17 protein-coding genes and 1 tRNA gene are annotated in these 18118 nt (G+C 66.7%); 6 read left to right on the top strand and 12 right to left on the bottom strand.

The window, feature by feature from the left end:
• Positions 1-297 precede the first annotated feature (297 nt).
• Positions 298-1608 (top strand): MFS transporter, encoded by a 1311-nt coding sequence (locus KPB06_RS19920; protein WP_275906241.1) that lies wholly within the window; start codon positions 298-300, stop codon positions 1606-1608.
• Between the two features lie 104 nt (positions 1609-1712).
• Positions 1713-1892 carry a hypothetical protein gene (locus KPB06_RS19925; protein WP_059574111.1) on the top strand — a complete coding sequence of 60 codons (180 nt, stop codon included), beginning with the start codon at positions 1713-1715 and terminating at the stop codon, positions 1890-1892.
• 19 nt (positions 1893-1911) lie between these two features.
• On the opposite strand, the gene waaC is transcribed toward KPB06_RS19925, so the two are convergent.
• Positions 1912-2910, bottom strand: a complete 999-nt coding sequence (gene waaC, locus KPB06_RS19930; RefSeq protein ID WP_060965696.1) for a lipopolysaccharide heptosyltransferase I — start codon at positions 2908-2910, stop codon at positions 1912-1914.
• 191 nt (positions 2911-3101) lie between these two features.
• On the opposite strand from waaC, the gene KPB06_RS19935 reads away from it, so the two are divergent.
• Positions 3102-4637: a chloride channel protein gene (locus KPB06_RS19935; protein WP_275906242.1), complete on the top strand. Its 1536-nt coding sequence runs from the start codon at positions 3102-3104 to the stop codon at positions 4635-4637.
• Between the two features lie 116 nt (positions 4638-4753).
• Here KPB06_RS19935 and KPB06_RS19940 read toward each other — a convergent pair whose 3' ends face one another.
• The 6 genes from KPB06_RS19940 to KPB06_RS19965 form a co-directional block, all read right to left on the bottom strand.
• Entirely contained in the window at positions 4754-5155 is a 402-nt protein-coding gene (locus KPB06_RS19940) for a YXWGXW repeat-containing protein (RefSeq protein ID WP_059574114.1), read from the bottom strand.
• Between the two features lie 160 nt (positions 5156-5315).
• Positions 5316-5570 carry a cell division topological specificity factor MinE gene (minE, locus tag KPB06_RS19945; protein WP_006476634.1) on the bottom strand — a complete coding sequence of 85 codons (255 nt, stop codon included), beginning with the start codon at positions 5568-5570 and terminating at the stop codon, positions 5316-5318.
• Positions 5571-5582: 12 nt separating this feature from the next.
• Positions 5583-6398: a septum site-determining protein MinD gene (minD, locus tag KPB06_RS19950; protein WP_006476635.1), complete on the bottom strand. Its 816-nt coding sequence runs from the start codon at positions 6396-6398 to the stop codon at positions 5583-5585.
• A 59-nt stretch (positions 6399-6457) separates the two neighbouring features.
• The gene (gene minC / locus KPB06_RS19955; RefSeq protein ID WP_059574115.1) at positions 6458-7243 is read right to left on the bottom strand and encodes a septum site-determining protein MinC; all 786 of its coding nucleotides are present in this window, start codon (positions 7241-7243) and stop codon (positions 6458-6460) included.
• A gap of 169 nt (positions 7244-7412) precedes the next feature.
• Positions 7413-8036, bottom strand: a complete 624-nt coding sequence (locus KPB06_RS19960) for a GNAT family N-acetyltransferase (RefSeq protein WP_226093718.1) — start codon at positions 8034-8036, stop codon at positions 7413-7415.
• Positions 7999-8274: a hypothetical protein gene (locus KPB06_RS19965; protein WP_226093717.1), complete on the bottom strand. Its 276-nt coding sequence runs from the start codon at positions 8272-8274 to the stop codon at positions 7999-8001. The genes KPB06_RS19960 and KPB06_RS19965 overlap by 38 nt, the downstream gene beginning before the upstream one ends.
• Positions 8275-8590: 316 nt before the next feature.
• Here KPB06_RS19965 and KPB06_RS19970 point away from each other — a divergent pair, with 316 nt between their 5' ends.
• Positions 8591-9751: an alkane 1-monooxygenase gene (locus tag KPB06_RS19970; protein WP_099316165.1), complete on the top strand. Its 1161-nt coding sequence runs from the start codon at positions 8591-8593 to the stop codon at positions 9749-9751.
• Positions 9752-9910: 159 nt separating this feature from the next.
• Here the strand turns inward: KPB06_RS19970 and KPB06_RS19975 are convergent.
• Together KPB06_RS19975 and serS are read right to left on the bottom strand one after the other, a co-directional pair.
• Positions 9911-10001 (bottom strand) — tRNA-Ser (locus KPB06_RS19975).
• A gap of 115 nt (positions 10002-10116) precedes the next feature.
• Positions 10117-11418: a serine--tRNA ligase gene (gene serS / locus KPB06_RS19980; RefSeq protein WP_099316164.1), complete on the bottom strand. Its 1302-nt coding sequence runs from the start codon at positions 11416-11418 to the stop codon at positions 10117-10119.
• A gap of 248 nt (positions 11419-11666) precedes the next feature.
• Between serS and KPB06_RS19985 the strand changes: the two genes are divergently transcribed.
• Positions 11667-11936: a DUF2164 domain-containing protein gene (locus KPB06_RS19985; protein WP_059574118.1), complete on the top strand. Its 270-nt coding sequence runs from the start codon at positions 11667-11669 to the stop codon at positions 11934-11936.
• Positions 11937-11988: 52 nt separating this feature from the next.
• On the opposite strand, the gene KPB06_RS19990 is transcribed toward KPB06_RS19985, so the two are convergent.
• The 3 genes from KPB06_RS19990 to KPB06_RS20000 all read right to left on the bottom strand — a co-directional run bounded on the left by KPB06_RS19990 (position 11989) and on the right by KPB06_RS20000 (position 16699).
• Entirely contained in the window at positions 11989-13299 is a 1311-nt protein-coding gene (locus KPB06_RS19990; RefSeq protein WP_059574119.1) for a replication-associated recombination protein A, read from the bottom strand.
• Between the two features lie 354 nt (positions 13300-13653).
• Positions 13654-14343 (bottom strand): outer membrane lipoprotein chaperone LolA, encoded by a 690-nt coding sequence (gene lolA, locus KPB06_RS19995; RefSeq protein WP_059574120.1) that lies wholly within the window; start codon positions 14341-14343, stop codon positions 13654-13656.
• A gap of 46 nt (positions 14344-14389) precedes the next feature.
• Entirely contained in the window at positions 14390-16699 is a 2310-nt protein-coding gene (locus KPB06_RS20000; RefSeq protein WP_059574121.1) for a DNA translocase FtsK, read from the bottom strand.
• A 387-nt stretch (positions 16700-17086) separates the two neighbouring features.
• Between KPB06_RS20000 and trxB the strand changes: the two genes are divergently transcribed.
• The gene (gene trxB, locus KPB06_RS20005) at positions 17087-18049 is read left to right on the top strand and encodes a thioredoxin-disulfide reductase (RefSeq protein ID WP_059574122.1); all 963 of its coding nucleotides are present in this window, start codon (positions 17087-17089) and stop codon (positions 18047-18049) included.
• Positions 18050-18118: the final 69 nt, after the last annotated feature.

The raw sequence follows: 18118 nt of genomic DNA on the forward strand, positions 1-18118 counted from the left end.
CGCGGCCCGATTGCCGGTGCACGGCGCTGCTGGCTATAATTTTCCGCACTCGCGCGGCCATCACGCCGCGCGTGCGTTCGCGCGCCGCACCCGGCAAGCGAGCCGACCACGCCGGCACCGGGCGGCGGCGACGTACCCGTCTCCATCGTCGACCGGCGGGTGACGTCCGCGCCACGGCGCGCGTCCACGCCGCCATCGCGTCATCCGCATCGATCATTTGCCCGGCAGCGCCCGGCAGGCCGTCGCCCGCCGAACGCACGCTCAGCCGGCTGCCCCAACGACAAAACGGAGACATCCATGTCCGCATCCCCCCCGGCCGTTGCACGCGCAACCGGTTCGGCCGGCGCCGTCAGCCACCGGCGCATCGTGTTCGCGAGCTTCATCGGCACCGCGATCGAGTTCTACGATTTCTACGTGTACGCAACGGCCGCCGCGCTCGTCATCGGCCCCGTGTTCTTTCCGCACGGCTCCGCAACGGCGCAGGCACTGTCCGCATTCGTCACGTTCGGCATCGCGTTCATCGCGCGCCCGATCGGCTCGTTCCTGTTCGGACACTTCGGCGACCGTATCGGCCGCAAGTCGACGCTCGTCGCCTCGCTGCTCGTGATGGGCGTATCCACCACCGCAATCGGCTTCGTGCCCGGCTACGACGCGATCGGCACGCTCGCGCCGGTGCTGCTGTGCGTGCTGCGTTTCGGCCAGGGGATCGGTCTCGGCGGCGAATGGGGCGGCGCGGCGCTGCTCGCGACCGAGCATGCGCCGCAGGGCAAGCGCGGCTGGTTCGGGATGTTCCCGCAACTGGGGCCGTCGGTCGGGTTCCTGATGTCGAACGGGCTGTTCTTCGCGCTCGCGCTGTCGCTGTCCGACGAGCAGTTCCGCAGTTGGGGCTGGCGCATCCCGTTCCTCGTCAGCGCGGTGCTCGTCGCGCTCGGCCTGTACGTGCGGCTCAAGATCACCGAAACGCCCGCGTTCCAGGCGGCGCTCGACCGCAACGAGCGCGTGCGCGTGCCGGTCGCGACGCTCGTCACGCAGCACTGGCAGCCCACGCTGCTCGGCGCGCTCGCGATGGTCGTCTGCTACACGCTGTTCTATATCTCGACGGTGTTCTCGCTGTCGTACGGCGTGTCGGCGCTGCATATTCCGCGCCAGAGCTTCCTCGGCCTGCTGTGTTTCGCGGTCGTCTTCATGGGGCTCGCGACGCCGCTGTCCGCATGGGCGTCGGACCGCTTCGGCCGCAAGCCGGTGCTGGTCGCCGGCGCGCTCGCCGCGCTGCTGTCGGGGTTCGCGATGGCGCCGCTGCTCGGCAGCGGCTCGATGTCGCTCGTCGCGCTGTTCCTGACGATCGAACTGTTCCTGATGGGCGTGACGTTCGCGCCGATGGGCGCGCTGCTGCCCGAGTTGTTCCCGACCAACGTCCGCTATACGGGCGCGGGGGTCGCATACAACCTCGGCGGGATCCTCGGCGCGTCGATCGCACCGTATATCGCGCAACTGCTGGCTGCGCGCGGCGGGCTGTCGTGGGTCGGCGGCTACGTGTCGGTCGCGGCGGCGATCAGCCTGATCGGCGTATTGCTGATGCGCGAAACGCGCGACGCGTCGCTCGTCTGACCCTCCGGGGCGACCCGGGTTGTACGGCGGCAGGCGCGCTCTATACTCGATCCTGGGCGCGTCGTCGCGCGCCCGGATATCCCGCCCCGACAGGAGCCGCCGCCATGAATATCCGCCTCGCCAATGCCGATCTCGTCGTGATCCTCGCGCTCGCACTGGGTGGCGCGCTGCTGCTCGCGCTACGGTTCCGGCCGAAGACCTGGCGCGGCCTCGTGTTCGAGGCGCTGCTGGCGAATCTGGCGGCCATCGCCGCCGTCGTCACGGTCGAGATGTTGCTGGCCTGACCACGGCCGCCGCGCCGCGTCAGGCGGACAACCGCGCGCGCAACGTGCCGTAGGCCGGGCAGACCGTATCGATCGCGTCCAGCGCCTCGTCGACGGTCGGCATCGCGCCCGGCTCGCCGATCGACAGCGCGTGCGGCGCGCCGCCGATCCCGCAATGGTGGCGCGACGTCGCGACGAAAATCATCACGGTCGGCCGCTGCAATGCGTGCGCCATATGCACGAACCCCGTATCGACCCCCACCACGAGCGCGGCCCGGCCCAGCGCCGCGCCCAGTTCACGCACCGTCATCGCCGGCAACACGATCGCGCCCGGCGCACGAGCGGCGATATCCCGCGCATCGTCGTGCTCGGCCGCCGATCCCCACGGCAGCAGGACGCGCACGCCGCGCGCCATCATCTCCGTGGCAAGGGCGGCCCAGTGTTCGGCCGGCCACTTCTTGTCGGGGTTGGACGTCGCATGGAACAGCAGCATGAACGGCCCGCCGTCGGTCACGGCCGCGGGCAGGCTCGCGTCCTGCGGCGCGACGATGCCGTACGCGGCAGCCCCTTCGGGCACGTAGCCGAGCGCTTCGCCGGCACTCACGCGCATCCCGTGCCATGCGTCGCAGTCCGGCCGCGGGCCGAAACGATGCGAATACGCGAAGCGCGCGCCCGTTTCGCCAAGATCCTGCGTCTGGTAGCCGACACGGCGCGCGGCGCGCGCCAGCGACGAAATGATCGCGCTCTTGTAGACGCCGTGCAGATCGATGACCGCATCGTAGCGGTGCGCACGCAACGCACCGATCGATGCCGAGATCGCCTTCAGGTCGCCGACATTGCGCATTTTCTTGAAGCGGCGCAGCGGCGCGCACAGGACGGCGCTCACGCCCGGATGCCATCGTACGACCTCCGCGCACGATTCGTCGACGGCCCAGTCGACCGTCACGCCGGGGAAGGCGCGATGCAGGTCGGCGACGACAGGCAGCGTCTGGACGACGTCGCCGAGCGACGTCACTTTCACGATGAGGATGCGTTTCACGATTGGCGGGGTTCTCGACGGGTTATCTCGGCATGCTAACGACGGTTGCTATGTACAGACATTACGCGAGCATTACATTTGCAACAAATTGCATCTCTTTTGTGGATTTTTGTCATTCCCTACCGGCTTCCGAGGTCCCGCTGGCATCCGGTTCTTTTTATAATTCCCTCTTTGCCCTCCGGCCCGAGCCAATGCCGCGCCCCGCCCTTCCCGCGCTGTTTCCCGCCCTCACCCGCCGCTCGCTGCGAATCTGGCGCCAATATGGTGTCTTCTGGCTCGGGGCGATCGTCGTCGGGCTCGCGGCCGTTCTGTACGCCCGGTTGATCGACTGGGGCTACGAGACTTTCCGCGCGATGCGCGATCACGCCGTGTGGCTGCCGCTGCTGCTGACGCCGGCGATCGCCGCGCTGTCGGCATGGATCACGCGCCGCTTCTTCCGCGGCGCCGAGGGCAGCGGCATCCCGCAGGTGATCGCGACACTGCATGCGCGGCCGAGCGCGTTCGGCGCCCGCTTGCTGACGCTGCGCATCCTGTTCGGCAAGGTACTGATCTCGTTCCTCGGCATCCTCGGCGGCTTCACGATCGGCCGCGAAGGGCCGACCGTGCAGGTCGGCGCGGCGCTGATGTTCAACCTGCGGCGCTTCTACCCGCGCTCGAACGCGCAGATCGAACGCCAGCTCGTATTGGCCGGCGCGGCGGCCGGTCTGTCGGCCGCGTTCAATACGCCGCTCGCCGGCATCGTGTTCGCGATCGAGGAACTGACCCGCAGCTTCTCCGCGCGCGCCAGCGGCGTACTGATCACCGCGATCATCCTCGCCGGCGTCGTCGCGCTCGGGCTGAACGGCAACTACACGTATTTCGGCACGATCAACACCGGCCTCCATTTCCCGAAACTGCTGGCGGTGGCGGTGCTGGTCACCGCGATCGTGACGGGCATCGCGGGCGGCCTGTTCTGCTGGCTGCTGCTCAACACGGGGCGCTGGCTGCCCGCGCAACTGCTGGGCCTGTATCGCGAGCGGCCGATCAGGTTCGCCGCGCTGTGCGGCTTCGTGATCGCCGTCGTGGGGCTCGTATCCGGCGGCACGACGTTCGGTAGCGGCTACGCCGAGGCGCGCGGCCTGCTCGACGGCAGTCAGCAACTGTCGGTGTTCTATCCGTTCCTGAAGATGGTGTCGATGGTCGCGTCGTACCTGCCGGGCATCCCGGGCGGGATCTTCGCGCCGTCGCTGTCGATCGGTGCCGGCTTCGGCAACCTGCTGCACGCCGTGTTCAGCAACATGAGCCTGCCGATGCTGATCGCACTCGCGATGGTCGGCTATCTGGCGGCCGTCACGCAGTCGCCGATCACGTCGTTCGTGATCGTGATGGAAATGATCAACGGGCATGCGCTCGTGATTTCGCTGATGGCGACCGCGCTGGTATCGAGCCGGGTCTCGCGCTTTTTCGCGCCGCCGCTCTACGAAACGCTTGCGCAGCGCTATCTCGCGCCTCCCGTCGCGGCCGCTGCAGCGACGGCAGCCACCGCGAGCAACGTTGCCGAACCCCAGGATGAAAACGCGGCCCCCGCCGACCCGCTCGATACGCTGCGCGACGAAGGCGGCGACGAGCCGGCCGCCGCGGCGGCGGCCGACCGCGCCGCGCCGACACCGGCGTCGGACGATACCGGGCCGCCGGCTGCGACCGGCGCAGACGCCCCGGCCCAACCCGGCCCGCGCGACACTCAATAGATCACGACGGGCGCCGGCCGGTAGTAGACCGGCCGCGCCGGCACGACGATGCACCCGGCCAGCGTGATCGCGACGAGCGCGATGGCGATTGCGGTTCTTTTCATCGCACGCCTGCCTCAAGCCCAGTGGCCACGCGTCCAGAACCAGTTCGGGCCGCGCTGATCCCAGTGGCCCGGCACCCAGTGCATGCCGACGCGTTCGGTTTCCCAGTGACCGCCGATCCACACGTAGCGGCCATGATCCCAGCGCCAGTGCCCGCGCTCCCACACGTAGCCCACGCGCGTGGCCGGCACGACCTCGTAGCGCACGGGCGGCGGCGCATTCGGCGCGACGACGACGACTTCCTCGGTACGCACGGCGACCGGCTCGGCGATGACCATGCGCCCCTGCGGCGCGATCACGGGCGTGCCGACGAGAATTTCGTCCGCATGCGCGGCAAACGGCGCGACGACGGCTGACAGGCCCGCGGCGAACAGCGCGAGCGAAACGAGACGACGTGAAACGGTAGAGACAGCCATCACAACCTCCTGGTTGAACAAGTTACGCGAGCGTATTCGTTCAATGCGCGACGGGGGATGACGGCCGACAGGCGCCGTGTTACGGCGTGCCCGAAAGTGCAACAGGGCGTAAGACGCGCACGGCGGCGGGCGCCGCCGTGCGGAGGGACACGCGCAAGCGTCAGGCTTGCGGAATCTCGATCTTCACTTCGAGGACTTCGAGATCGTCCTGGCGCTCGAGGCTCACGCGGATGTCATCGTCCGAAATATGGACGTACTTCGAGATGACCGCGACGAGTTCCTTCTGCAGCGCCGGCAGGTAATCGGCCGGCGGCCGGCCGCCGACCCGCTCGTGCGCGATGATGAGCTGCAGGCGCTCCTTCGCGACCGATGCGGACTTCTTCTTCTCGCCGAGGAGAAACGAAAGGATGGACATGGGCGGCCTCCGTTACTTGCTGCCGAAGAGGCGCTGCAGCAGGCCCGGCTTCTGGTAATCGGTGAAGCGCAGCGGCTTGTCCTCGCCGAGAAAGCGGGCGACGACGTCCTTGTACGCTTCGGCGACGTCGGTACCGTCGATATGCACGGCCGGCAGACCCTGGTTCGATGCGTGCAGCACGGCTTCCGACTCGGGCACCACGCCGATCAGCTTGATGCGCAGGATCTCGCTGATGTCCTCGAGCGACAGCATCTCGCCTTCGCTCACGCGCTTCGGGCTGTAACGCGTGATCAGCAGGTGTTCCTTGATCGGCTCCTTGCCTTCCGTCGCGCGCTTCGTCTTCGACGACAGGATGCCGAGAATGCGATCCGAATCGCGCACCGACGACACTTCCGGGTTCGTGACGATCAGCGCTTCGTCCGCGAAGTACATCGCGTGCAGCGCGCCGGCTTCGATACCGGCCGGCGAATCGCAGACGATGTATTCGAAGTCCATCGCGACGAGGTCGTTCAGCACCTTCTCGACGCCGTCGCGCGTCAGCGCATCCTTGTCGCGCGTCTGCGACGCCGGCAGGATGAACAGGTTCTCGCACTTCTTGTCCTTGATCAGCGCCTGGTTCAGGTTCGCTTCGCCCTGGATCACGTTCACGAGGTCATACACGACGCGACGCTCGCAGCCCATGATGAGATCGAGGTTGCGCAGGCCGACGTCGAAGTCGATCACGGCCGTCTTGTGGCCGCGCAGCGCGAGACCCGACGCGAAGCTCGCGCTCGTCGTCGTCTTGCCCACGCCGCCCTTGCCCGAGGTCACCACGATGATTTTTGCCATTTACCCAATACCCTGTGTTCGTCAATGAGAGCCGATCGACCCGGAGCGCACCGCGTGAATTACGTCAGGCGCAGCGGTTCGATCATCAGTTTTTCCTCTTCGAGCCGGATCTGCACCGATTTGCCCAGTACGTCGGCGGGCAGCGGGTTCTCGGTGGTTCGATAGATACCCGCGATCGAAATCAGTTCCGGTTCGAGACACGTGCAGAAAATGCGCGCGTCGTGATTGCCGTGCACGCCGGCGAGTGCACGGCCGCGCAACGGCGCGTAGATATGAATATTGCCTTCCGCGATGATCTCCGCGCCGTGACTGACCGGCGCGAGCACCACGAGGTCCCCTTTCGCGTAAATCTGCTGCCCCGAACGCAACGGCCGGTCGATCACCAGCGTCTGCGCACCGGCTTGCCCGAGCGCCGGCGCGGGTTCCGGCGACTGTTCGGGCGCCGCTTCGGCTTCCCCGGCGGCGGCGGTGTCGACGGCTGGCACGGCCGCCGGTTCCGCTTCGTCGGCAGGTTTCGCGGCCGGCGCGCGGCGATCGCGCGCCTCCAGCAACGGCAGGCCGGCTTCCCCCGCCCAGCCCTGCGTGGCCAGCGCGACGACGCCCACCGGACGCATCCGCACGTCGTTCAGCATCTGGCGGATGTCCGCGAGCGCGACGCGTTCGCCGTCAGCCAGGCGGCGGACGTCGATCGCGACGACATCGTCGGCAAAAAACTCGGGAGTCGCTTCGAAGCGCTTGACCAGTTCGGCACGCAACGCATCGAGATCGGTCGTCTTCACGGTGAACAGCAACGTATCGACCGATCCGCTGCGCAGCTCGAAGAATGGCGATTTTTTAAGCGACATGGACACTCTGCAAAAATTTTTTGCGTATTTTACAGGCGTCCACGCGTGCGGCCATTATTTTTGGGACTCGGGGTTGCGGCGGCCCGGGCGGACGCGCAACCGGCAGGCGGGCAGGCCAGCGGCCGATCGCGCTGTCATCGCGCCGCCCGGCTGGCGTGTCGGGACAGCGTCAGTGCTTTACCTGCGACACGAACAGCGATTTCATCGCGCCGGGCATCCGCGCGATCGGCGCATGTTCGCCGGTGTTGCCGAAACCCGCACGCTCGTAGAAACGGATCGCGTTGCGGTTCGCATCGGCGATCCACGCGTAGACGTCGGTGGCGCCGCGCTCGGCGAGCCATGCAGTGGCCGTCTCCAGCAGCAGCACGCCACCGCGCAGGTGACGCACCGCATGCGCGACCCACAGTTCGCTGACGAACGCGCGCCGATCGGGCGTGTTGTCGAAATACGCGCCGATCATGCCGGCCGGATGGCCTTCGGTGTACAGCAGGAAAGTCGTCGACTCGTCGGACACGGCGCGCTGCGCGGCGATCGCCGACGCTGCGTCCGTTTCGACGGTCAGCAATTCGGCCTCCGGCGCTTCGCCGGGCGCGTAGGGCTCACGCAGCGATGCAGCGCGGAGTTCGCGATACACGCCGCCCTGATCGGCAGCGATACGACGAACGGTCAAGGTCGAACTCATGCAGGCACAGCCCCCTTCGGACAGCAAGCTAGTAGCTTCAACCGAAAGCGGGGCATGAGTCAAATCGTAATTTTCAAACGGCGGCGCGGATCGAAAGGCGGCGGAGGTCATCGGCGACGACCCGCACCGATCGGTGTGCACGTGCAGCATCGGCGCATCGGCGCAGATTGTTGGACGGTAAATGTGCTGTCGTGATCCAGCGCTTCGCCTCGTTCTCCTTGCGATGCGCGGCCCCCCGGTTTCGAGCCGCGTTGCATTGCCTTGCCGCGGCCGTAATGCGACGTAATACAAGCAAACGAAACACGCGCTGCAGCAATACTTCGCTGGCCTTTTTATTGCGATGCAACATTTGTTGCCGCCGCATCACATCGGCATGCGCGCATCACGCGCCGGGCCATTCATCTGACGAACGCGCCAACCCACGGACAGATTCGCCCCTACCTGCATGTTTCAATCGGCGCGCCTGGGCGCTTCGATACGCGCGTGGTGCATGCTCCGGCGTTTGGAGCGTCACGCCTAGCGCGGGGGTTTGGCAAGCGCGCACGCCGGTCGTATAACAGGCAGATCCGGGCGACGATCCGGGGGCCGCCGCGCGCGTCGCGGACCACGAGGATTCGAAGATCTTGCATGCGGCCGCCTGCGGGCCGGCCGGCTGGAGGGAGACAATGGCAACGACCGACGGATCGGCTTCGGGCTGGTCGGATGGCAAGCGTTACCTGTGGCTGCTCGGCGCGCTGACGATCACGCTGCCGATCCTCGCCGCGCAGCTCGCGCTGTCGACGGGCTTCCATGTGTTCTGGTGGTTCGGTCCGCTGTTCGCGTTCGGCGTGATCCCGATTCTCGACACGCTCATCGGCGACGATCGCGACAATCCACCCGAAGCCGTCGTGCCGCATCTCGAACGCGAGCGCTATTACCGGTACATCGTCTATCTCGCGACTTTCGTCGAATACGTCGCGTTCTTCATGTGCGTGTGGATCGTCGGCACGCACGCGCTCGCTTGGTACGACTATGTCGGCTTCGCGCTGTCGCTCGGCGCCGCGACGGGCATCTCGATCAATACCGCGCACGAGCTCGGGCACAAGACCGACCGCTTCGAACGCTGGCTCGCGAAGATCACGCTCGCACCGGTCGCGTACGGCCACTTCTACGTCGAGCACAACCGCGGCCATCACGTGCGCGTCGCGACCGCCGAGGACCCGGCGAGCGCGCGCTATGGCGAATCGTTCTGGGCGTTCCTGCCGCGCACGGTGACGGGCAGCATCCGCTCGGCATGGCGACTCGAAAAAACCCGCCTCGAGCGCCTCGGGCGTTCGCCTTGGACGTGGCGCAACGAAGTGCTGCACGCGTGGGCGATGACCGCGATCGTATGGGGCATCGCGATCGCGATGGCCGGCAAGATCGTGATCCCGTTCCTCGTGATCCAGGCCGTCTACGGCGCTTCGCTGCTCGAAGTGGTGAACTACGTCGAGCACTACGGGCTCGGCCGCCGCAAGCTGCCGAGCGGCCGCTACGAACGCTGCACGCCGCAGCATTCGTGGAACAGCAATCACGTCGTCACGAACCTGTTCCTGTACCAGTTGCAGCGACACGCCGACCATCACGCGAATCCGACGCGCTCGTACCAGGCGCTGCGCCACTTCGACGATGCGCCGCAATTGCCGGCCGGCTACGCGACGATGATCCTGCTCGCGTACGTGCCGCCGCTCTGGTATCGCGTGATGAACCCGCGTGTCGTCGCGCACTATCGCGGCGACATGGCGCAATCGAACATCAAGCCGTCGATCCGCGACAAGGTGCTGGCGCAGTATCCGGCTGCGGCGTGAGGGTTCGGTGGGGACGGTGTAGAAACCGGCGGGCACTGCTTGAAACGGTCGATGCGCCGGTAGCCGGCCCGCTGTCACTGCATCGGCAATCGGCACATTGCACCGGCGATCTAAAACGAAAAACCCCTTGATCCTTCCGGATCAAGGGGCTTCGTATTTTGGCGGAGAGGGTGGGATTCGAACCCACGGTACGGGGAAACCGTACGCCTGATTTCGAGTCAGGTACATTCGACCACTCTGCCACCTCTCCTTCCTTACTGCATTTCGCGGCTGGTCGTTTCCGCGAGAAAAAGATTATAAGACGATCTCTTCGTGGCCGACAAGCCCTTTTTGCAAATTTTTTGCGAAGGCGCCGAACGGCCGCGTTACGACGCCTGCGCCGGCGCGTCGATACGCTCCATGCCGCCCATGTACGGACGCAGCACTTCCGGCACCGTGACCGAGCCGTCCGCGTTCTGGTAGTTCTCCAGCACCGCGACGAGCGTCCGGCCGACCGCCAGACCCGAACCGTTCAGCGTGTGCACGAGTTCGGGCTTGCCCTGTGCGTTGCGGAACCGCGCCTGCATCCGGCGCGCCTGGAACGCCTCGGTGTTCGAGCAGCTCGAGATTTCGCGATAGGTGTTCTGCGCGGGCAGCCACACCTCGAGGTCGAACGTCTTCGCGGCCGAGAAGCCCATGTCGCCCGTGCAGAGCGTGATCACGCGGTACGGCAGGCCGAGCTTCTGCAGGATCGCTTCCGCGTGGCCGACCATCTCGTCGAGCGCCGCATACGACGTTTCGGGCGCGACGACCTGCACCATCTCGACCTTGTCGAACTGGTGCTGACGGATCATCCCGCGCGTGTCGCGGCCGTACGACCCGGCTTCCGAGCGGAAGCACGGGGAATGCGCGGTGAGCTTGATCGGCAGCGCGGATGCGTCGACGATCGATTCGCGCACGGTGTTCGTCAGCGAAATCTCGGACGTGGAGATCAGGTATTGCGTGACCTTGTTCTCCTCGCCGCCCTTCTCGACGCGGAACATGTCGTCCGCGAACTTCGGCAGTTGGCCCGTGCCGTACAGGATCTCCGGGTTCACGATGTACGGCGTGTACGTTTCGGTATAGCCGTGCTGCTGCGTGTGCGTGTCGATCATGAACTGCGCGAGTGCGCGATGCAGGCGCGCGATCGGGCCGCGCAGCATCGTGAAGCGCGCGCCGGCGAGCTTCGCGCCCGTCTCGAAATCGAGGCCGAGCGGCGTGCCGACGTCGACGTGATCCTTCACCGCGAAGTCGAACTGGCGCGGCGTGCCCCAGCGGCGCACCTCGACGTTGTCGGCTTCGTCCTTGCCGACCGGCACGCTTTCGTGCGCGACGTTCGGCATGCCCAGCATCAGCTCGGACAGGCGCGCCTGGATGTCGCCGAGCCTGGCTTCCGACGCCTTCATTTCGTCGCCGATCCCGCCGACCTCGGCCATCACGGCCGACGTGTCCTCGCCCTTCCCCTTCATCGCGCCGATCTGCTTCGACAAGCTGTTGCGGCGCGCCTGGAGCTCTTCGGTGTGGGTCTGGATCGCACGGCGTTCCGCTTCGAGTGCGGAGAACGCGGCGACGTCGAGGGTGTAGCCGCGATCGGCGAGGCGCTTGGCGACGCCGTCGAGGTCTTTGCGCAGCAACTGGATGTCGAGCATGGGAGGACTTGGAAAATCGTTGTGTAAGACGGGAATTCTAACGCACCCCGCGGCCGCCACGGCGTTGGCCGGACGGACAATGCCGCAAACGGCCGGCCATGGCAGTATCGCATTGCCGGGCCGCCGCATCGGCGGACGGCGAATTGCCGCGCGCGTCGTCATGACGGATCGCAACATGTCCGCCCCGGCGGGCGGCAACCGTATCAGGCGGAGCGCCGGCTCCGCGTCACAGCACGCGAAGGAATCCGATGACCATCGAACTCGACAAGGACGTGCGCGACCGCGCGATCACGTCGCTGCAACGTTATTTCACGGAAAACATGGACGAGCCGATCGGCAACATCCAGGCCGGCGCGCTGCTCCATTTCTTCATTCAGGAGATCGCACCGGCGATCTACAACCTCGCGATCGCCGACGCGCAGGAACGCCTGCATGCGCGGGTCGCCGAACTCGATATCGAATGCCACGAAGAGCCGTTCGAATACTGGAAGAAACAGCAGCCGGGCCGCAAGCGCTGATGCGTCCCCGGCTGCGCGGATCGAACCGGCCCGCGCGGCGCCATCAGTCCGATCAGTCCTTCTTGCCCGCCTCGCGATCGAGCTCGCGCAGCCACGCGAGCTTCTCGGCGATCTTCGATTCGAGCCCGCGCGGCACCGGCTGGTACCAGCGCGGCTCGCGCATTCCGTCCGGCAGATACGTCTCGCCGGCCGCGTACGCGTTCGGCTCGTCGTGCGCGTAACGATAGGCGTGGCCGTAGCCGAGTTCCTTCATCAGCTTGGTCGGCGCGTTGCGCAGATGCACGGGCACCTCGCGCGACTTGTCCTGCTTCACGAACGCCATCGCCTGGTTGAACGCGTTGTACCCGGCGTTGCTCTTCGCCGCGCACGCGAGATAGATGACGGCCTGCCCGAGCGCGAGTTCACCTTCCGGCGAGCCGAGCCGCTCGTAGGTTTCGGCCGCGTCGTTCGCCACCTGCAACGCGCGCGGATCGGCCAGACCGATGTCTTCCCACGCCATCCGGACGATGCGCCGCGCGAGATACTTCGGATCCGCGCCGCCGTCGATCATCCGGCAGAACCAGTACAGCGCGCCGTCCGGGCTCGAGCCGCGCACCGACTTGTGCAGCGCCGAAATCTGGTCGTAGAAGTTGTCGCCGCCCTTGTCGAAGCGGCGCGCATTCAGCGTCATCGCGCTGCCGACGAAATCGGCATCGATCGTCGCGACGCCGGCCGACGTCGCCGCCGTCTGCGCCTGTTCGAGCAGGTTCAGGAAGCGGCGCGCGTCGCCGTCCGCATAGCCGATCAGCGTATCGACCGCCTTGTCGTCGAACGCGAGGCCGTCGAGCGCGATTTCCTGCGCACGCTTGAGCAACTGGCGCATCTCGTCGTCGTTCAGCGACTTCAGCACGTACACCTGCGCCCGCGACAGCAACGCCGAATTGACCTCGAAACTCGGGTTTTCGGTCGTCGCGCCGATGAAGGTCACGAGGCCCGATTCGACGAACGGCAGCAGCGCATCCTGCTGCCCCTTGTTGAAACGGTGGATCTCGTCGACGAACAGGATCGTGTGGCGGCCGGTGCGGTTCAGCGTGTCCTTCGCCTGCTCCATCGACTCGCGGATGTCCTTCACGCCGCCGAGCACCGCGGACAGCGCGATGAATTCGCAGTCGAACGCGAGCGCGGTGAGCCGCGCGAGCGTCGTCTTGCCGACGCCGGGCGGCCCCCACAGGATCATCGAATGCGGCTTGCCGGATTCGAACGCGAGCCGCAGCGGCTTGCCTTCGCCCAGCAAATGCGTCTGGCCGATCACCTCGGCGAGCGTTTTCGGCCGCAGCGCCTCGGCGAGCGGGCGGCGCGGCTCGACTTGAAACAGGTCGGACATGAACCCTCGCTCCACATCAAACGGTAGCGGCCGAACCGGCCGCCGGACCCGACATTATGACAGCCGAGCGAGCGCGCCGCCGGGGCTGGTACACGCGTCTGGTGCCCGCGCCGGTACTCGCGTCTGTCGCACGCGTCCGTTACACGCGTCTGTTGCACGCGCCCGTTACACGCGTCTGTTGCACGCGCCCGTTACACGCTCTGTTGCACGCGCCCGTTACACGCGTCTGTTGCACGCGCCCGTTACACGCGTCTGTTGCACGCGCCCGTTACACGCGTCTGTTGCACGCGCCCCCAAACAACACGGGCCTGCCGTTGACGGCAGGCCCGTGTCGGGAAAACGGCGCAACGAACGTCAGCCGTTGATCACGTCCGCACCCTTCGGCACCACGAACTTGAACGTATCCCCCTTCAGCGACGGGTTCGTCTGGATGTTCGTGAAGGTCAAGAGCGTGACGTTGCCGAACACGTCGTGCAACTCCATCGCGGCGAGCGTGCCGTTGCGGAAGCCGATGCCGATCCGCTGGAACTGCGTGTCCTGCGCCTTCGGCAGCATCTCGAGCCACTCGATGCCGCCCTTCTCGCCCGCATCGCGCAGCGTGTAGCTCTTGTCGAGATCGTTGCTGCCGAACAGGATCGCGGCCGGACTCGCGCCCAGCGCGCCGTTCAGCTTGCGCTCGGTGACCTGGTTCAGGTCGCGGTCGTACACGTAGAGCTTGTCGCCGTCGGCCTGCAGCACCTGCTGGTACGGCTTCTGATACGTCCAGATGAACTTGCCCGGCCGCGCGAACACGAACGTGCCGCTCGAATTGTCGGTGGGCTTCGGCGCGGCCTGCGCGGCGCTCGCGCCCTTGGCGGGCGCCTTGACGATCTGCTGCGTGAAATCGCCCTTCGCCGAACGCACCTGCGACACGAAGGCCTTCAGTTGCTCGGTGCCGCCCGCGAACGCGTGCGTCGCCGCGAGCATCAGCGATGCGCCGGCGAGCGCCGCGCCGAGCCAGCGCCGCGTCGAACGAAGGGAAGGGACGAACGAAAGTTGCTGCATATTGCGGTTTTCTCCCTGGGTGGCCGGCGCTGCGGGCGCCGCGGACTCATTCCGCGTCGCGCGCCGGCACAAGAATTTCGCGGTTGCCGCTCGACGACATCGCCGACACGAGCCCCGATTGCTCCATCTGCTCGAGCAGCCGCGCCGCGCGGTTGTAGCCGATCCGCAGATGACGCTGCACGAGCGAGATCGACGCGCGGCGGTTCTTGATGACGATCTCGACCGCCTGGTCGTACAGCGGATCAGACTCGCCGCCGCCTTCGCCGGTTCCCGCACCGGCCGAGCCCTCGTCGCCGTCGGCGGTGCCGCCCTCGAGCAGGCCCTCGACGTAATTGGGCTCGCCCTGCTCCTTGAGCTTCTCGACGACGCGATGCACTTCGTCGTCGGCGACGAACGCGCCGTGCACGCGCACCGGCAACCCGCTACCCGGCGGCAGATAGAGCATGTCGCCCATGCCGAGCAGCGATTCGGCGCCCATCTGGTCGAGGATCGTGCGCGAGTCGATCTTCGACGACACCTGGAACGCGATCCGCGTCGGCACGTTCGCCTTGATCAGGCCCGTGATCACGTCGACCGACGGGCGCTGCGTCGCGAGAATCAGGTGGATGCCGGCCGCACGCGCCTTCTGCGCGATCCGCGCGATCAGTTCCTCGACCTTCTTGCCGACGACCATCATCAGGTCGGCCAGCTCGTCGATCACGACGACGATGTTCGGCAGGCGGCCGAGCGGCTCGGGATCGTCCGGCGTCAGGCTGAACGGGTTCGGAATCTTCTCCTCGCGCTTGGCCGCGTCGTCGATCTTGTTGTTGTAGCCCGCGAGGTTGCGCACGCCGAGCTTGCTCATCAGCTTGTAGCGGCGCTCCATCTCCGCGACCGTCCAGTTCAGCGCATGGCCGGCCTGGCGCATGTCGGTGACGACCGGGCACAGCAGGTGCGGAATGCCTTCGTAGACGCTCATTTCGAGCATCTTCGGATCGATCAGGATCAGGCGCACCTGCTCGGCGGTGGCCTTGTACAACAGCGACAGGATCATCGCGTTGATCCCGACCGACTTGCCCGAGCCGGTCGTGCCGGCCACGAGCAAGTGCGGCATCTTCGCGAGATCCGCGCACACCGGCTTGCCGCCGATGTCCTTGCCGAGGCTCAGCGTCAGCGCCGACGGCGCGGCCGCATACACCTCGGAGCCGATGATCTCGGACAGATGCACCGTCTGGCGGCGCTGGTTCGGCAGCTCGAGCGCCATGTAGTTCTTGCCGGGAATCGTCTCGACCACGCGGATCGACACGAGCGACAGCGAACGCGCGAGATCCTTCGCGAGGTTGACGATCTGGCTGCCCTTCACGCCGGTGGCCGGCTCGATTTCGTAGCGCGTGACGACCGGGCCCGGATACGCGGCGACGACGCTCGCCTCGACGCCGAAGTCCTTCAGCTTCTTCTCGATCAGGCGCGACGTGAATTCGAGCGTATCGGCGGAAATCGCTTCCTGCGTCTTCGGCGCCGGGTCGAGCAGCGACACCGGCGGCAGCGTCGAATCGCCGGGCAGGTCGGTAAAGAGCGGCACCTGGCGCTCGCGCTCGACGCGCTCGGACTTCGCCGGCGTGACGACCGGCGGCACGATCGTCACCGGCTCGTGATCCTCGATGCGCACGCGCTCCTCTTCGACCTTGCCTTCGCGGCGCACCGCCGCGGCCTCGCCGAGCTTGCGGTCGCGCTCGGCCTCGCGGCGCAGCTTCGCGACGTTGACGGCGGACAGGATCGCGCCGCCGACGCGCTCGGCGACCGACAGCCATGAGAAGCGGAAATACAGCGACAGGCCGATCGCGAGCGCGATCAGCAGCAGCAGCGTGCCGCCCGTGAAGCCGAACGCATGCGACATCGCGCCCGCGACGGCCTCGCCGACGACGCCGCCCGGCGCGCGCGGCAACTGCACCTTCAGCGACCACATGCGCAACGCCTCGATGCCGTCGCAGGCGAGCACGACCAGCACGAACGCAAAGATTTCGGTGAGCCAGCCGATCGGCCGCTCCGGTTCGTCGGGAATCGCCTCGTGACGCGTGATGCGGCGGTAGTTGACGGCGATGCGCCGCCCGAGCGGCACGATCAGCCAGTAGGCCGACAGGCCGAACAGCAGCAGGATGATGTCGGCCGTCCACGCGCCGACGCGGCCGGCCCAGTTCGAGATGTGATCGACCTGGGCGGCATGCGTCCAGCTCGGATCGCGCCGGCTGTAGCTCAGCAGGGCCATCACCAGAAAGGCGCAGAGCGCGACCTGGAGAATCCAGCGGATCTCCGTGAGGAGCTTCGACATCCGGTGCGGCAACGCCTGTGCCTGGGCGGAATAAGGAGCTTTTGCCATGAATCCGTATAAAGAGGACGGGCCGTGCGCCCGCCTGTCGTTCGATCGCGCTTATTGTAAACGCTGCATCGCGCCGCCAAGTGTAAATGACGGTTACATGACGGAAACGGGGCGCCCAACCGGCGCGGCCGGCGGCTGCCAGCCGGCCGGATGCCCGCCCCTGCGACAACGCGCCGCCACATGGCAAACCGCCGCCCGCCCCGCCGCCCCGGTACGGACGACAGGCCGCCAAACGCTATCGCCACGATTGAAACTCTCGTTCGGCAGCGCAGCAACGGGGCCTTTATAATGCGCGTCTGATACCCATCTATGACGGCATCCCGGTCAACCCGGATCGTACGGCGAGCCCTACCCCGCCCGCCGCGGCCGCCTTTTACGGATTCGCATATGTCCACGCCCAAACACGCCAAAGTCCTGATTCTCGGTTCCGGCCCCGCCGGCTACACGGCCGCCGTCTACGCAGCACGCGCCAATCTGTCCCCGGTGCTGATCACCGGCATCGCGCAGGGCGGCCAGCTGATGACCACGACCGATGTCGAAAACTGGCCGGCGGACGCGAAGGGCGTGCAAGGCCCGGAACTGATGGCGCGCTTCCAGGAGCACGCGGAGCGCTTCAACACCGAAATCGTCTTCGACCACATCCACACCGCGAAGCTGCACGAAAAGCCGATCCGCCTGATCGGCGACTCGGGCGAATACACGTGCGACTCGCTGATCATCGCGACCGGCGCATCCGCGCAGTATCTCGGCCTGCCGTCCGAGGAAGCGTTCATGGGCAAGGGCGTGTCCGCCTGCGCGACCTGCGACGGCTTCTTCTACCGCAACCAGGAAGTCGCGGTGATCGGCGGCGGCAATACGGCCGTCGAGGAAGCGCTGTACCTGACCGGCATCGCGAAGAAGGTCACCGTGATCCACCGCCGCGACAAGTTCCGCGCGGAGCCGATCCTGATCGACCGCCTGCTGGAGAAGCAGAAGGAAGGCGTCGTCGACATCAAGTGGGATCACGTGCTCGACGAAGTGACCGGCGAGGAGTCGGGCGTCACGGGCCTGCGCATCAAGAACGTGAAGACCGGCGCGACGGAAGACCTGCACGTGCAGGGCGTGTTCGTCGCGATCGGCCACAAGCCGAACACCGACCTGTTCCAGGGCCAGCTCGAAATGAAGGACGGCTACATCCTGACGAAGAGCGGCCTGCAAGGCAACGCGACGTCGACGAGCGTGCCGGGCGTGTTCGCGGCAGGCGACGTGCAGGACAACGTGTATCGCCAGGCGATCACCAGCGCGGGCACGGGCTGCATGGCCGCGCTCGACGCGCAGCGCTACCTCGAGAGCCTGCACGACAAGAAGTGAGCCGGGAGCCTCGCCGCGGCGGGCGCTACAATGGCGTCCGCTGCCGCGAAGCGGGCTCGACCGGAAAGC

Origin of the sequence: Burkholderia semiarida (assembly GCF_029268935.1) — a bacterium.
Classification (GTDB): Bacteria; Pseudomonadota; Gammaproteobacteria; order Burkholderiales; family Burkholderiaceae; genus Burkholderia; species Burkholderia semiarida.

Excerpts from the sequence above, each read along its gene's own strand:
- KPB06_RS19920 (WP_275906241.1), top strand. The coding sequence starts at position 298 with ATGTCCGCATCCCCCCCGGCCGTTGCACGCGCAACCGGTTCGGCCGGC.
- KPB06_RS19925 (WP_059574111.1), top strand. The coding sequence starts at position 1,713 with ATGAATATCCGCCTCGCCAATGCCGATCTCGTCGTGATCCTCGCGCTC.
- KPB06_RS19935 (WP_275906242.1), top strand. The coding sequence starts at position 3,102 with ATGCCGCGCCCCGCCCTTCCCGCGCTGTTTCCCGCCCTCACCCGCCGC.
- KPB06_RS19940 (WP_059574114.1), bottom strand. The coding sequence starts at position 5,155 with ATGGCTGTCTCTACCGTTTCACGTCGTCTCGTTTCGCTCGCGCTGTTC.
- minE (WP_006476634.1), bottom strand. The coding sequence starts at position 5,570 with ATGTCCATCCTTTCGTTTCTCCTCGGCGAGAAGAAGAAGTCCGCATCG.
- minD (WP_006476635.1), bottom strand. The coding sequence starts at position 6,398 with ATGGCAAAAATCATCGTGGTGACCTCGGGCAAGGGCGGCGTGGGCAAG.
- minC (WP_059574115.1), bottom strand. The coding sequence starts at position 7,243 with ATGTCGCTTAAAAAATCGCCATTCTTCGAGCTGCGCAGCGGATCGGTC.
- KPB06_RS19960 (WP_226093718.1), bottom strand. The coding sequence starts at position 8,036 with ATGACCTCCGCCGCCTTTCGATCCGCGCCGCCGTTTGAAAATTACGAT.
- KPB06_RS19965 (WP_226093717.1), bottom strand. The coding sequence starts at position 8,274 with ATGTTGCATCGCAATAAAAAGGCCAGCGAAGTATTGCTGCAGCGCGTG.
- KPB06_RS19970 (WP_099316165.1), top strand. The coding sequence starts at position 8,591 with ATGGCAACGACCGACGGATCGGCTTCGGGCTGGTCGGATGGCAAGCGT.
- serS (WP_099316164.1), bottom strand. The coding sequence starts at position 11,418 with ATGCTCGACATCCAGTTGCTGCGCAAAGACCTCGACGGCGTCGCCAAG.
- KPB06_RS19985 (WP_059574118.1), top strand. The coding sequence starts at position 11,667 with ATGACCATCGAACTCGACAAGGACGTGCGCGACCGCGCGATCACGTCG.
- KPB06_RS19990 (WP_059574119.1), bottom strand. The coding sequence starts at position 13,299 with ATGTCCGACCTGTTTCAAGTCGAGCCGCGCCGCCCGCTCGCCGAGGCG.
- lolA (WP_059574120.1), bottom strand. The coding sequence starts at position 14,343 with ATGCAGCAACTTTCGTTCGTCCCTTCCCTTCGTTCGACGCGGCGCTGG.
- KPB06_RS20000 (WP_059574121.1), bottom strand. The coding sequence starts at position 16,699 with ATGGCAAAAGCTCCTTATTCCGCCCAGGCACAGGCGTTGCCGCACCGG.
- trxB (WP_059574122.1), top strand. The coding sequence starts at position 17,087 with ATGTCCACGCCCAAACACGCCAAAGTCCTGATTCTCGGTTCCGGCCCC.